We start from the raw sequence: 14,781 nt of genomic DNA, 5'->3' as shown, positions 1-14,781 counted from the left end.
CCAGATTCAGTACCTCAAGCAGCTCAGACTCCGGTCGGATCGGGCGCGTCGCGTGTCGTCCGCGAGGACGAGGGCTGGGCCGGCAGCCCGGTGGTCCGGTCCGCCGGACCGGCGGCGGTGGAACCGCGGACCACCAGCTCGGGCATGAAGACGAACTCGCTGTGCGGGGCCGGGGTGCCGCCGATCTCCTCCAGCAGCGCGTTCACCGCGGCCTGGCTCATCGCCGCCACCGGCTGCCGAATGGTGGTCAGCGGCGGGTCGGTGAAGGCGATCAGCGGCGAGTCGTCGAAGCCGACCACCGACACGTCGCCCGGCACCGACAGGCCCTGCTGCCGGGCGGCCCGGATCGCGCCGAGCGCCATCATGTCCGACGCGCAGACGATCGCCGTGCAGCCGTCGGCGATCAGCGCGGTCGCCGCCGCCTGACCACCCTCCAGGGTGAACAGCGAGTGCTGGATACGCGCCTGCGCCTCGTCCGCCGACAGACCGAGCACCTCGGCCGTCGACGTGATGAAGCCCTCGATCTTGCGCTGGACGGGAACGAACCGTTTCTGCCCGACGGCCAGCCCGATCCTGCGGTGCCCCAGCGCCGCCAGATGGGTGACCGCCAGTCGGACCGCGCTGCGGTCGTCGGGGGAGACGAACGGCGCGTCGACCTTCTCGGAGAAGCCGTTGATCAGCACGAAGGGCACGCCCTGGCCCTGGAGCCGGGCGTAGCGCTCCATGTCGGCGGTGGAATCGGCGTGCAGCCCGGAGGCGAAGATGATCCCGGCCACCCCGCGCTCCACGAGCATCTCCACCAGCTCGTCCTCGGTGGAGCCGCCCGGCGTCTGGGTGGCCAGCACCGGGGTGTAGCCCTGCCGGGTGAGCGCCTGCCCGATGATCTGGGCGAAGGCGGGGAAGATCGGGTTCTCCAGCTCGGGGGTGATCAGCCCGACCAGTCCCGCGCTGCGCTGCCGCAGCCGGACCGGCCGTTCGTAGCCGAGCAGATCGAGTGCGGCCAGCACGGATTCGCGGGTGGTCGCGGAGACCCCCGGCTTGCCGTTGAGCACCCGGCTGACCGTCGCCTCACTGACCCCCGCCTGGGCTGCGATGTCAGCAAGCCGTGCGGTCACAGCACCGGATGCTACGGGTCGGAATGCCACCACGTCAGATCGCCCACCAAATTGCCGTGTCCGCGGCGATCGTGACGGTCGGGGCGGAATCGCCATCAACCGCCGCATCGGTGTCCGCGCCCGCGTCCGCCGCCGTACCGCTGGAGAGCAGCACCCGGCCCGGACGCGGAATCGTCGCCGGGGCTCCGGTGACGTTCACCGTGCACACAAAGCCGCCGCCGGCGCTGTCCCGGCGGAAGGACAGCACGCCCTCGGGCGCGTCCAGCCAGGTCACGGAGGTGCCCGCGCCGAGCGCCGGGTGCTCACGGCGTACCGCGAGCGCCGCCCGGTACAGCTCAAGCGTGGAGTCGCGGTCGCCGGTCTGCGCCTCGACGCTGAGATCGGCCCACTCCGCGGGCTGCGGCAGCCAGCTCGGGCCGCCCTCGCGCGGACCGAAGCCGTACGGCGCCCGGGTGCCCGACCACGGGATCGGCACGCGGCAGCCGTCGCGGAAGCCGTCCTGCCCGGCCGCGCGGAAGAACGACGGGTCCTGCCGCACCTCGTCCGGCAGGTCGGTGACGTCCGGCAGGCCCAGCTCCTCGCCCTGGTAGAGATAGGCCGAGCCGGGCAGCGCCAGCATCAGCAGGGTGGCCGCCCGGGCCCGGCGCAGTCCCAGTTCGCGGTCGCCCGGCTCGCGCAGCTGGGTGCCGCCGGGCGGGTTGGCGAACCGGGTGGCGTGCCGGGTCACGTCGTGGTTGGAGAGCACCCAGGTGGCGGGAGCGCCCACCGCGCTCATCGCGGTCAGCGACTTGTCGACGACCTTGCGCAGCGCGGCCGCGTCCCAGGCGGTGCTCAGGTACTCGAAGTTGAACGCCTGATGCAGCTCGTCGGGCCGCAGGTAGAGCGCGGCCCGCTCGATGGTCGGCGTCCACGCCTCGGCGACCCCGATCCTCTCCCAGCCTCCGGCCGGGGGCGCCCCCACCGAGTACTCGTCGAGGATGCGCCGCCAGTCGCGGTAGATGTCGTGCACGCCGTCCTGGTCGAAGTACGGCATGGCGGCGGTGCCCAGCAGGGTCAGCTGCTCGGCGTGGCCGATGTCCGGCAGCCCCTCGGCCTTGACCAGGCCGTGGGCGACGTCGATCCGGAAGCCGTCGATGCCCAGGTCGAGCCAGAAGCGCAGCACCGAGCGGAACTCGTCGTGCACGGCCGGGTGTTCCCAGTTGAAGTCCGGCTGCTCGGGCGCGAAGAGGTGCAGATACCACTCGCCGGGAGTGCCGTCCGGGTTGTCCGTACGGGTCCAGGCCGGCCCGCCGAAGATGGACTCCCAGTCGTTGGGCGGCAGTTCGCCGTCGGCGCCCTTGCCCGGCCGGAAGTGGAAGCGCTCCCTGAGCGGCGATCCGGGGCCCTCGCGCAGCGCCTGCTTGAACCAGTCGTGCTGGTCGGAGCAGTGGTTGGGCACGAGGTCCACGATCACCCGCAGACCGAGGGTGTGCGCGGTCCGCACCAGGTCGTCGGCGTCGGTGAGGGTGCCGAACATCGGGTCGACCGCGCGGTAGTCGGCCACGTCGTAGCCCGCGTCGGCCTGCGGGGAGGCGTAGAAGGGGGACAGCCAGACCGCGTCCACGCCGAGGTCCCGCAGATACGGCAGCCGCGCGGTGATGCCGGGCAGGTCGCCCATGCCGTCACCGTTTCCGTCGGCGAAGCTGCGCGGGTAGACCTGGTAGATCACCGCGTCGCGCCACCAGTCTCTGCGCCCGGCGTCGGCGGCGGAGTCGGCGGCGGAGCTGGGCGCGTCGGTGAGGTGCTGGCTCATGAATTCCCTTATGGGGTGCGGGGGAACGACAGGTGGCAGACGTACGGGGGAAAGCGGGGGCGGGCGGCTAGCCCTTGGTGCCGCCGGCGGTCAGGCCGGTCACCAGGTGGCGCTGGACGAGCAGGAAGACGAGGGTGGCCGGGATCGCGATGATCACGGAGGCGGCGGTCATCGCACCCCAGTCGGCCCGCTGGTCGGACGCGAAGGTGCGGATGCCCGCGGCGAGCGTGTAGTGGCCCGAGCTCATGAACTGGCTGGAGTAGGCGACTTCGCCCCAGGCGGTCAGGAAGCTGTAGAACGCGGTGACGGCCAGTCCCGGGCGGGCCAGCGGCAGGATCAGCCGCCAGAACGTACCGAACGGGGTGAGGCCGTCCACCCGGCCCGCCTCGTCGATCTCGTGCGGGATGGTGTCGAAGTAGCCCTTGAGCATCCACGCGCAGAACGGCACCGCGATGGTGCAGTAGACCAGGATCAGTCCGGCGTAGCTGTCGATCAGGCCGAAGCGGGCCAGCAGGTTGTACAGCGGCACGATCAGCACCGCGACCGGGAACATCTGGGTGAGCAGGAAGGTCCACATCAGCGACTTGTGGCCGGGGAACTTCATGCGGGAGATGGCGTATCCGGCGCTGGCGGCGATCAGCACGCCGAGCACGGTGGTGGCCGCGGCGACGATCACCGAGTTGAGCATCCAGCGGGGGAAGTGGCTGTGCAGCAGGACGTACCGGTAGTTGCCCAGGCCCAGGTGGTGGACGACCTCGCCGGGCTGCTGCCAGGCGGAGTCGGGGCCGAGCGAGATGAAGACGATCCACAGCACGGGGAAGACCGCGACGGCGCTGGCGGCCAGCAGGGTGGCGTGCAGGGCGATCGAGGCGCCGGGGCCGCGTTCGCCCCGCCCGCGGGGGCGGCGGCCGGCTTCGGCCGCGGGGCCGGCGGGGACGTCGGCGGGCGCGGTGACGGAGCCGCTGTGAGTGGTGGCGCTCATGGGGATGCGGCTCCTAGCTCTGCTCGGACTTCAACTGGCGGCGGTAGAACGTGGAGAAGGCCACCAGGATCAGCAGGATGACGATGCCGTAGGCCGCGGCACCGGAATAGTCGGACACCCCGGTGAACGCCTTCTGGTACGCGTACGTCACCAGGATGTCCGTGTCGCCGGTCGTGTTGTTGCCGAGCAGCAGATAGATGATCGGGAACATGTTGAACGTCCATACGGTGCTGAGCAGGATCACCGTGCTGGTCACGGGCCGCAGTCCGGGCAGCGTCACATTGAGGAAGCGCTGCCGGGGCGAGGCGCCGTCCATTTCGCTGGCCTCGTACAGCTCGTTGGGGATGGACTGGAGGCCGCCGAGGATGGCGACCATCATGAAGGGCACACCGCACCAGATGTTCACCAGGATCACGGCGATCTTCTGGGCGAAGGGCGTGCCCAGCCAGTCCTGGGACGGCAGTCCGAAGGAGGTGATCACGTCGTTGAAGACGCCGTACTGCGAGTTGAACATCAGCCGCCAGGCGAAGACGCCGATGAACGCCGGGACCGCCCACGGCAGGATCAGCGCCAGCCGGTAGAACAGCCGGAACCTGACCGGGCGGTTGAGCAGCATCGCCATGCCGAGCCCGATGGCGTAGGTGATCGCGACGCAGGAGACCGTCCAGACGATCGTCCACTCAAGGCGCGGGTAGAAGTCGCCGTCCTGGCCGGAGAGGATCTGCCAGTAGTTGTGCAGACCGACGAAGTGGTACGTGGCGTCGATGTGCACCGGGCCGATGTTCTTGGCGACATTGGACTCGGTGGCGTTGGTGAAGGACAGATAGATCCCGTACACCAGCGGGTACATGACCAGGACACCGATCACGATGACGACCGGGGCGATCATGGCCCAGGCGTACCAGTGCTTGTCCCAGGACCGTCTGATCGACGTCAGAAGTCCCGGCCGGGGGGCCCGGGGAGCCCGGGGACCCTGGTCCCGGGCGGGTTTGTCGACGGTGGCGGTGGTCATCGCTCCTCGGCTCTTTGCGTGCTGGCGGCTACTGATGCGGCCCGGCCCGTCGGGGCCCGGCCCGGTGTGACCTGAGCTGACCGGACCGGCCGGCCGGGCGCGTGGGCCCCGTACGCCCTGAGTCGGGCGGGGCCCCGGCCGGCCGGTCCGGAGATTCGGGAGCGGTTACTGGACGGAGTAGTCGGGCAGCAGCTTGCCGAACTCCTTGGCGGCCGCGTCGAGTCCGTCCTGGACGGAGGTCTGGTTCTGGAGGATCTTGATGTACTGCTGCTGGAGCGGGGTGAAGAGGCTGCCGACCTGCGGGAGCGCGACGCGGGGCCGGGCGGTCTCCATGATCGGCTTGAAGCCGGCGATCTCCGGGTTGGCGGTGACCTCGGCGGTGTAGGCGGAGGTACGGGTCGGCAGGGTGCCGTTCTTCAGCGCGATCTGCTGCTGGCTCGCGGACGAGGTCATGAACTGCGTGAACAGGTAGGCCGCGTCCAGGCTCTTCGAGCCCTGGTAGACCGCCAGGTCGTGGCCGCCGGTCGGGGCCAGCGCCTTGCCGGTGGAGCCGGCCGGGACGGGCGCGTAGCCGAGGTTCGCCTTGTCGGTGAAGGCCGAGCCGGTCAGGTCGTCGCTGACGGACCAGGGGCCCTGGATCAGCATGGCGACCTTGCCGGTCTTGAACGAGGTCTGCATGTTGTCGTACGCGCTGGCGAAGTCGATCTTCAGACCGGAGGTGTCGTTGACCTTCTTCGCCTCGGTGACGGCCTTGACGGCCTCCGGCGAGTTGACGGTGACCTTCTTGGCCGACGGGTCGGCCAGGTCGGCGCCCTCGCCGAAGAGGAACGGCAGCAGGAAGTAGGCGTCGGGGTTCATGTACGTGCCGGCCACGCCGGGCACCTTCGCCTTGATCGCCGCGGAGTCCGCGATCAGCTCGTCCCAGGTGGTCGGCGGCGCGCTGATGCCGGCCTGGGCGAAGATCTTCTTGTTGTAGAGCAGGCCGAGGGTGTCGGTGACCGAGGGCACGCCGTAGGTCTTGTCCTCGTACTTGCCCGTGCTCAGCGGACCGGCCAGGAAGTCCGAGGTGTCGGAGAGGGCGGCGGTGCCGTCCAGCGGGGCGATGTAGTGCAGCGACGCGTACTCGGGGATCAGGCCGACATCGGTACGGATCACGTCGGGCGCGCCCTTGCCGCTCTGCGCGGCGGCCTTGAACTTCTGCTCGACGGTGGTGAAGTCCACGTTCTGGTAGTTGACCTTGATCTTCGGGTACTTCGCCTCGAAGTCCTTGATCAGCGCCTGGTACGTGGGGGCTTCGGTCTTGGCGTCCGAGGTGTCCCAGTAGGTGACGGTGCCCGACACCGCGGCCGGGTCCTTCGCCTCGCTCCCGCTGTCCTTCTTGTCGCCACTGCCGTTGCCGCCGCCACAGGCGGTGATCCCGAGAACGATGGCCGCTGCCATCGCCACGGCGGATATGCCGCGTCGCATACCTGACTCCTTGATGAGGGAAGTGCGCGTTCGCCCTGGTCTGCGTGGGGGCCGACCATCCCGTCCCCATGCGTCCGGTCGGGCTGGGGCAGAACGTAACAGCGATGCAATGTCTTGCGAAAGAGGCTGCAAGAAACTTTCTGCAAGATCCTGCAACCGTGATGTCCTCGTTACCGGCACGTGTACGTCATGTGTCCGAACCGGGTAGGGCGTCCCTCGATCGGGTGAGCCCGGCGGGTGTGCGGCGGCACACGAAGACGGCCCCCGGGTGTGTCCCGGGGGCCGTCCGCGAGAGGGGTCAGCGCGCGGCGAGAATGCGCCAGGCGTACGTTCCCGGGTCCGCCGGGTCGCCGTTGACGACGGCGTGGAATTGTCCGCTGAACGGGAAATCGGTGGAACGGTCACCGCAGGCGATGTTCTTTCCCGGTGAGCGGCCGGAAACTTTTACGGTGATCGGACCGGAACCGGAGCAGGCGATCTGGAAAAGGTGATGCCCCGGCAGCGTCTCGTCGATCTCCTGCCCGGCGCCGCTCGCCCAGTCGTAGCCGGACGCCGTGGGGGAGCCGCCGTAGCCGTCGGGCGTGTATCCGTCGACCAGCGCCACGGCGGGCTTCGCGGCCGCGTCCAAGTCCCGGGCGGCGGTGGTCGCTGACGCGGTGGCGGTACGAGCGGAGGGCCCGGACGGCGCCGGGCTGCCCGCTCCGGAGCACGCGGCCAGTCCGGCCAGTCCGGCCACTCCGGCCAGGGGGAGGGCGGCGAGGAGCAGGCCGCGGGAGCGCCCGGCGGCGCGGCGGAATCGGCGTACCGATATCACGATGAGGCCCCCACTTCTCATCCGGCGGAACCCGCGGAAAACGCCGTGGTGTCCGACGGGATTCCCCGTACGAAGGACCCTAGACCGCAGGGCGGCCGAATGAGCGAAAAGCGGGCGGAATTGAGGAAGACCTGAGGAAGACCTGAGGAAGACCTGAGGGTGCGCGCAATTTCCCGGCGCCCGCCGCGGGTCCGGCCGCCCGGCGCGGGTCCGGCGGCCGGCCGGGCCCGGACGGCGGTCGCCGGCTTGGGTGCCCCGGGTCGTCCGCGGCGGCGTGGCGGCGGAGGATCGGGGGCGAGGACACTTCGGCGGGCGGCCGGGACGGGAACGGTGGGATGGACGAGGACGCGGCACTGCGCGATCACCAGGAGGCGGGCGGCGAGGCGCTGGACCGCAGGCACTTCCTCGGCGCCGTCGCGGCCGGCGCCGCCGGTGTCGCCGCAGGGGCCGTGGCCGGGTGCGACCCGGGCGGCCACGGCGCCAAGCCCGGCACCGCGCCCCACCGGACCCCCGCCGAGCAACAGCGGCCGGGCGACGCCGACTGGCACATTCGTTCACTCGGCCCGGCCGACGCGGTCGAGGGCTACACCGACCGGGTCAGCGTCCTGCCGGGCGAGACCTTCGGGCTCCACGTGTCGACCACCGCGCCCGGCTTCCGGGTCTCCGCCTTCCGGATCGGCTGGTACGGCGGCGCGCAGGCCCGGCTGGTCTGGGCCTCGGACCGGGTGCCCGGCCGGACACAGCGCCGCGGGCGGCCGACCGCCGACACCCGTACCGTCCGGGCCGGCTGGGACCGCAGCCTGGAGGTCCGCACCGAGGGCTGGCCGGAGGGCGCGTACCTGCTGCGGCTCGACGCGGACAGCGGCCACCAGCGGTACGTCCCGATGGTCGTCCGCTCGGCGGCCGCCCACGGCCGCACGCTGCTGATGCACGCCCCCGCGACCTGGCAGGCGTACAACCAGTGGGGCGGTTACAGCCTCTACCAGGGCCGCGACGGCCGGTACTCGGTCCGCTCGCTGAGCGTCGGCTTCGACCGGCCGTACGACAGGAACGGCGCGGAGAAGTTCATGGTCTACGAGCGGGCCGCGGTGGTGCTCGCCGAACGCCTCGGCATCCCGCTGGCGTACACGACCGGCGTCGACGTCCACCTCGACCCCTCCGTGCTGCGCGGCGCCACCACGGCGGTCGCACTCGGGCACGACGAGTACTGGACGCCCGAGCAGCGGCGGCATGTCACCGCGGCACGCGACGCCGGGACCAATCTGGCCTTCCTCGGCGCCAACACCTGCTTCCGCCGGGTCCGCCTCGAACCCGGGCCGGACGGCGGGGGCGTCCGTACGGTCGTCTGCTACAAGACCGACTGGTCCGACGACCCGTATCTCGCCCACCACCCCACCATGGCCACCACCGACTTCCGGGTCCGCCCCGGCGCCGACCCGGAGTCCACCCTGACCGGCGTGATCTACGAGGGCTTCCCCACCGACGCCCCCTACGTCGTGCACAGCGCGGACCACTGGATCTTCGAAGGCACCGGGGTCCGGCCGGGCGAGTCCTTCGACCATCTGGTCGGGGTGGAGTACGACCGGGTCGACCCCGGCTACCACGCGCCCTCGGAGAAGCTGGAGATCGTCGCCCACTCGCCGCTGGTGTGCAACGGGCGCCGCAGCCACGCGGATTCGGCGTACTACACGGTGCCGAGCGGCGCGGGTGTCTTCGCGTCCGGGACGATGCGGTGGGTCGAGGGGCTGATGGCGGGCACCCGTGACGACGGCCGCGACCACGGCATGGACGCCCGTACCGGCGCCTTCGTCACCCGGGCCACCGAGAACGTCCTGCGCGCCTTCGCCGCCGGCCCCGCGGCGCACCACCACCCCGCGCCGCGCCCCAACGTCCGTACGGTCTACGGGGCCTGACCAGGACCCTTGGCGTCCCTTCCGGCAACTCCCGCTGGAATTCTTTACAGCGTCTTGCTGAAATCCTCTCCGGAGGGATAGCGTCCCGCCACAGGTCCGGCCACCGCGCCGGACGTGCGACCGGCTCATGCGCGTGGGTTCCGGCCGCGAGCGCACTCCCTCATACGTCCGTCCCGTGGACGGAGAACGCAAGGAGCCCTGCCCGTGGCCCAGCAGTTCAGGCTGCCCGCGTCGAGAACGCGGACGCGCGTCAGACGTATCGCCGCCGCCACCGCCTTCGCCGCACTCGCGGCCCTGGCCGTGCCGACCGCCTCCGCCCAGGCGCACACCACGCCGAAACCGCCGTCACCGCCGTCGGACAGCGCGCTCGCCGGGCAGGCCGCGCGGCACGACGCCACCCGTGAGCAGTTCTACTTCGTGATGCCCGACCGGTTCGCCGACGGGGACCGGGCCAACGACAGGGGCGGCCTGACCGGCACCCGGCTCACCACCGGCTACGACCCCACGGACAAGGGCTTCTACCAGGGCGGCGACCTCAAGGGCCTGACGCGGAAGCTCGATTACATCAAGGGCCTGGGCACCACCGCGATCTGGATGGCGCCGATCTTCAAGAACCGGCCCGTCCAGGGCACCGGCAAGGACGCGAGCGCCGGCTACCACGGTTACTGGATCACCGACTTCACCCAGGTCGACCCGCACTTCGGCACCAACGCCGATCTGAAGAAGCTGATATCGGCCGCCCACGCCAAGGGCATGAAGATCTTCTTCGACGTCATCACCAACCACACCGCGGACGTCATCGGCAACACCGACAACGCCTACACCTACCTGTCCAAGGGCGCCTTCCCCTATCTGTCCACGGACGGCACGCCGTTCAACGACGACGACTACGCCGACGGCGGGCGGACGTTCCCGAAGGTCGACGCCTCCTCCTTCCCGCGCACGCCGACGGTCGCCGCGGACCAGAAGAACGCCAAGGTCCCGGCCTGGCTCAACGACCCGACGATGTACCACAACCGCGGCGACTCGACCTTCGCCGGGGAGAGCGCGGACCAGGGCGACTTCACCGGCCTGGACGACCTGTGGACGCAGCGCCCCGAGGTCGTCCGGGGCATGGAGAAGATCTACGAGAAGTGGGTCGGGGACTACGCGATCGACGGCTTCCGGATCGACACCGTGAAGAACGTCGACCTGCCGTTCTGGACCCAGTGGGCCACCGCCCTCGACACGTACGCCGCACAGCACGGCCGGAAGAACTTCTTCATGTTCGGCGAGACCTACGACGCCGACCCGGCCGTCACCTCGCCGTACGTCACGCAGGGGCGGCTCGACGCGACGCTCGACTTCCCGTTCCAGGACGCGGCCCGCTCCTACGCCTCGCAGGGCGCCCCGCCGAGCAAGCTCGCCCATGTCTACGCGCAGGACTACCGCTACACCACCGACAAGGCCAACGCGTACGAGGAGGTCACCTTCCTCGGCAACCACGACATGGGCCGCATCGGCAGCTTCCTCGCGCAGGACAACCCCGGGGCGGACGACGCCGAACTGCTCGGGCGCGACAGGCTCGCCAACGAGCTGATGTTCCTCGGCCGCGGCAACCCGGTGGTCTACTACGGCGACGAGCAGGGCTTCACCGGCGCCCCCGGCGGCGACAAGGACGCCCGGCAGACGATGTTCGCCTCCCAGGTCGCCGACTACCTGGACGACGACGAGATCGGCACCGACCGCACCGCCGCCAGTGACGCGTACGACCCGACGCACCCGCTCTACCGCGCCATCGCCGCCCTGTCGAAGCTCACCAAGGACCACCCGGCGCTGCGCGACGGCGTGCAGACCCAGCGGTACGCCGACACCGGCACCGGCCCGGGCGTCTACGCCTACTCCCGCACCGACGCCGGGAGCCGCGACGACTACCTGGTGGCCGTCAACAACGCGACGGCCGCGCGGACCGTGACCCTTCCGACCGGCAACGCCAAGGGCGCCGCCTACCGGGGGATCTACGGCGCCACGGGCAGCGTCACCGCCTCCGGCGACCGGGCCACCGTGACGGTCACCGTCCCCGCGCTCTCCTCCGTCGTCTACCGGGCCGCGAAGCCGCTGCCCAAGGCCGGCGCCAAGCCCGTGATCGCCCTGACCGCGCCCGGCGCCGGAGCCACCGGCACCGTCGAGATCTCCGCCGACGTCACCGGAGGCGGCCTGAACCGCGTGGTGTTCGCCGCGCAGGTCGGCAACGCCCCCTGGCAGGTGCTCGGTTCCGCCGACCACGCGCCCTACGAGGTCACCCAGGCCCTGGCCGCGAAGACCCCGGCCGGAACTCCCGTGCGCTACAAGGCCGTCGTGATCGACTCGGCCGGCCGTACGGCGTCGGACGCCGCCGCCACGACCACCGGGACCCCGCCGGTCACCGCGCCGCCGACCGCGATCAGCCACGACTACGCGATCGTGCACTACCGGCGCACGGACGGGAACTACGCCGACTGGGGGCTGTACACCTGGGGTGACATCGCCGACGGCGAGGCCACCACCTACCCCGCCGGCCACCCCTTCACCGGCCGCGACGCGTACGGCGCCTTCGCCTACGTGAAGCTCAGGCCCGGCGCGTCGAGCGTCGGCTTCCTCGTGGTCGACAAGAACGGCGTCAAGGACACCGAAGGCGACCGCGCGATCGACCTCACCATCAGCGGCGAGGTCTGGATCACACAGGGCAGCCCGGACGTCGCCACCGCCGCGCCCGACGGCGCCTACCCGCCCCAGGACACCACGAAGGCCGTTGTGCACTACCACCGCGCCGACGGCCAGTACACCGGCTGGGGTCTGCACGTCTGGAACGGCGCCGCGAACCCCACCGACTGGACCGCCCCCGTCCAGCCGTCGCGGATCGACTCCTACGGCGCGGTGTACGAGGTCCCGCTCGCCGCCGGCGCCACCTCGCTCAGCTACATCCTCCACAACGGCGACACCAAGGACCTGCCCAGCGACCAGTCCCTCGACCTGACCGCGAACGGCCACGAGGTCTGGCTGCTCGACGGCGCCGCGAACCACCTGCTGCCGCAGCCCAAGGGCAGCGGCGCCGACCTGGACCTGAGCACGGCCGAGGCGCAGTGGATCGACAAGGACACCGTCGCCTGGCAGACCACCAGCGCGGCCGCGTCACAGCAGTTGGTGTACGCGCCCGACGGCGGCCTCGCCGTCGAGGACGGCGCCCTGTCCGGCGCGGGCCACTGGCTGCGGCTGACCAAGGTCACAGGCGGCCCCACCGCTGCCCAGCTCGCCAAGTTCCCCCAGCTCAAGGGCTATTCCGCCTACAGCGTCGACCCCCGCGACCGGGGCCGGGTCCGCGACGCCCTCAGCGGCCAGATCGTCGCCACCCAACGCGCGGCGACCGGCGCCCTGTTGGCCGCCACCGGCGTTCAGACGCAGGGCGTCCTCGACGACCTCTACGCCAAGGCGGCGCAGAAGGCCGTCCTCGGGCCGGTGTTCAGCCACGGCACCCCGAGTCTGTCGCTGTGGGCGCCCACCGCCCACAAGGTGGCCGTCGAGATCGGCGGCCGTACCGTGGCCATGAAGCGGGACGCGGGCAGCGGTGTCTGGTCGGTGACCGGCAGCCGGTCGTGGACCGGGCAGCCGTACCTCTACGACGTGACCGTCTGGGCGCCCAGCGTGCGCCGGCTCGTCGTGAACAAGGTCACCGACCCGTACTCCGTCGCCCTCACCGCCGACTCCGCGAAGAGCCTGCTGGTGGACCTGGACGACCCGAAGCTCGCGCCCAAGGGGTGGGCGGGGGAGAAGAAGCCCGCGGCCGTGCCGATGAGCCGGGCCGAGATCCAGGAACTGCACATCCGGGACTTCTCCGTCGCCGACACCACCGTGCCGGCCAAGGACCGCGGCAAGTACACCGCCTTCACCGACACCGGTTCCGCGGGCATGACCCACCTGAAGGATCTGGCGAAGGCGGGCATCAACTACGTCCATCTGCTGCCCGCGTTCGACTTCGCGACCGTGCCCGAGAAGGCCGCGAACCGGACCACCCCGGCCTGCGACCTGGCGTCGTACGCCCCGGACAGCGACCGGCAGCAGGCGTGCGTCACCGCGCAGCAGGCCACCGACGCGTACAACTGGGGTTACGACCCCTTCCACTTCACCGTGCCCGAGGGCTCCTACGCCACCGACCCCGACGGGACCGCGCGCACCACCCAGTTCCGCCAGATGGTCCAGGGGCTCAACGGCGCCGGGCTGCGGGTCGTGATGGACGTCGTCTACAACCACACCTCCGCCGCCGGGCAGGCCGACACCTCGGTGCTCGACAAGATCGTGCCCGGCTACTACCAGCGCCTGATGCCCGACGGCTCGGTCGCCAACTCCTCCTGCTGCGCCAACACCGCGCCGGAGAACGCGATGATGGGCAAGCTCGTGGTCGACTCGATCGTCACGTGGGCCAAGGAGTACAAGGTCGACGGCTTCCGCTTCGACCTCATGGGCCACCACCCGAAGGCCAACATCCTCGCCGTCCGCAAGGCGCTCGACGCGCTCACCCCCGCCAAGGACGGGGTGGACGGCAAGAAGATCATCCTCTACGGCGAGGGCTGGAACTTCGGCGAGGTCGCCGACAACGCCCACTTCGTACAGGCCACTCAGGCCAACATGGCCGGGACCGGCATCGCCACCTTCTCCGACCGGGCCCGTGACGCCGTACGCGGCGGCAGCCCCTTCGACGCCGACCCCGGTGTGCAGGGCTTCGCCTCCGGACTGGCCACCGACCCCAACTCCTCGACCGCGAACGGCACGGCCGCCGAGCAGAAGGCCCGGCTGCTGCACTACCAGGATCTGATCAAGGTCGGACTGACCGGCAACCTCAAGGAGTTCGGCTTCACCGACTCCGCCGGCCGGAAGGTCACCGGCGCCGAGATCGACTACAACGGCGCCCCCGCCGGATACGCCGACGCCCCCGGCGACGCCCTCGCCTATGTCGACGCGCACGACAACGAATCGCTCTACGACGCCCTCGCCTACAAGCTCCCGGCGGGCACCTCGGCCGCCGACCGGGCCCGTATGCAGGTCCTCGCCGAGGCCACGGCCGCGCTCTCCCAGGGCCCGGCGCTCTACCAGGCGGGCTCCGACCTGCTGCGTTCCAAGTCCCTCGACCGCAACTCCTTCGACTCGGGGGACTGGTTCAACGCGATCCACTGGAGTTGCGCGCAGGGCAACGGCTTCGGGCGCGGACTGCCGCAGGCCGCCGACAACCAGGACAAGTGGCCCTACGCCAGGCCCCTGTTGACCAACCCGGCGCTCACCCCCGGCTGCGCGCGGATCAACGCCGCCTCGGCCGCGTACCAGGATCTGCTGCGCATCCGCACTGCCGAGCCCGCCTTCCACCTCGGCACGGCGGCGCAGGTGCGGCGTGAACTGTCCTTCCCGCTGTCCGGGACCGGCGAGACGCCCGGGGTGATCACCTTGAAGACCGGCGACCTTGTCGTCGTCTTCAACGCCACCCCGGACACGCGGAAGCAGCGTGTCGGGTCCCTCGCGGGTGCCCGGTACGCCCTGCATCCCGTCCAGGCGCGCGGTGCCGACCCGGTGGTCAGATCCGCCGCGTTCGCGCCGTCCACCGGCACCTTCACCGTGCCTCCCCGCACGGTGGCGGTGTTCCGGGCGGCCGGCTGACCCCGGCCGTACCGCCCGTCGGGCC

8 protein-coding genes are annotated in these 14,781 nt (G+C 71.0%); 2 read left to right on the top strand and 6 right to left on the bottom strand.

Annotated features, from left to right (window positions below; translation table 11 throughout):
* Nucleotides 1-23 precede the first annotated feature (23 nt).
* The 6 genes from OHA30_RS07865 to OHA30_RS07840 all read right to left on the bottom strand — a co-directional run bounded on the left by OHA30_RS07865 (nt 24) and on the right by OHA30_RS07840 (nt 7,203).
* Complete coding sequence (locus tag OHA30_RS07865) at nt 24-1,115, bottom strand: LacI family DNA-binding transcriptional regulator (protein WP_328913080.1); 1,092 nt, start codon at nt 1,113-1,115, stop codon at nt 24-26.
* 34 nt (nt 1,116-1,149) lie between these two features.
* Nucleotides 1,150-2,907, bottom strand: coding sequence for a glycoside hydrolase family 13 protein (locus tag OHA30_RS07860; RefSeq protein WP_328913079.1), 1,758 nt, complete (start codon nt 2,905-2,907; stop codon nt 1,150-1,152).
* Nucleotides 2,908-2,974: 67 nt separating this feature from the next.
* The gene (locus tag OHA30_RS07855; RefSeq protein WP_328913078.1) at nt 2,975-3,889 is read right to left on the bottom strand and encodes a sugar ABC transporter permease; all 915 of its coding nucleotides are present in this window, start codon (nt 3,887-3,889) and stop codon (nt 2,975-2,977) included.
* A gap of 13 nt (nt 3,890-3,902) precedes the next feature.
* The gene (locus OHA30_RS07850; protein WP_328913077.1) at nt 3,903-4,901 is read right to left on the bottom strand and encodes a carbohydrate ABC transporter permease; all 999 of its coding nucleotides are present in this window, start codon (nt 4,899-4,901) and stop codon (nt 3,903-3,905) included.
* Nucleotides 4,902-5,066: 165 nt separating this feature from the next.
* Nucleotides 5,067-6,368 (bottom strand): extracellular solute-binding protein, encoded by a 1,302-nt coding sequence (locus tag OHA30_RS07845; RefSeq protein ID WP_328913076.1) that lies wholly within the window; start codon nt 6,366-6,368, stop codon nt 5,067-5,069.
* 298 nt (nt 6,369-6,666) lie between these two features.
* Nucleotides 6,667-7,203 carry a hypothetical protein gene (locus OHA30_RS07840; RefSeq protein WP_328913075.1) on the bottom strand — a complete coding sequence of 179 codons (537 nt, stop codon included), beginning with the start codon at nt 7,201-7,203 and terminating at the stop codon, nt 6,667-6,669.
* 314 nt (nt 7,204-7,517) lie between these two features.
* Here OHA30_RS07840 and OHA30_RS07835 point away from each other — a divergent pair, with 314 nt between their 5' ends.
* Entirely contained in the window at nt 7,518-9,095 is a 1,578-nt protein-coding gene (locus OHA30_RS07835; protein WP_328913074.1) for a N,N-dimethylformamidase beta subunit family domain-containing protein, read from the top strand.
* Nucleotides 9,096-9,299: 204 nt separating this feature from the next.
* Nucleotides 9,300-14,756: a pullulanase-type alpha-1,6-glucosidase gene (gene pulA / locus OHA30_RS07830; RefSeq protein WP_328913073.1), complete on the top strand. Its 5,457-nt coding sequence runs from the start codon at nt 9,300-9,302 to the stop codon at nt 14,754-14,756.
* The last annotated feature ends 25 nt before the right edge of the window (nt 14,757-14,781 follow it).

Origin of the sequence: Streptomyces sp. NBC_00223, assembly GCF_036199905.1 — a bacterium.
GTDB lineage: Bacteria > Actinomycetota > Actinomycetes > Streptomycetales > Streptomycetaceae > Actinacidiphila.
Note: the sequence above shows the minus strand (reverse complement) of the source record. Positions and strands in the feature narration are given on the sequence as shown.

Bases quoted from the DNA above. Each gene is read 5' to 3' on its own strand.
- OHA30_RS07860 (WP_328913079.1), bottom strand. From the start codon at position 2,907: ATGAGCCAGCACCTCACCGACGCGCCCAGCTCCGCCGCCGACTCCGCC.
- OHA30_RS07855 (WP_328913078.1), bottom strand. From the start codon at position 3,889: ATGAGCGCCACCACTCACAGCGGCTCCGTCACCGCGCCCGCCGACGTC.
- OHA30_RS07850 (WP_328913077.1), bottom strand. From the start codon at position 4,901: ATGACCACCGCCACCGTCGACAAACCCGCCCGGGACCAGGGTCCCCGG.
- OHA30_RS07845 (WP_328913076.1), bottom strand. From the start codon at position 6,368: ATGCGACGCGGCATATCCGCCGTGGCGATGGCAGCGGCCATCGTTCTC.
- OHA30_RS07840 (WP_328913075.1), bottom strand. From the start codon at position 7,203: ATGAGAAGTGGGGGCCTCATCGTGATATCGGTACGCCGATTCCGCCGC.
- OHA30_RS07835 (WP_328913074.1), top strand. From the start codon at position 7,518: ATGGACGAGGACGCGGCACTGCGCGATCACCAGGAGGCGGGCGGCGAG.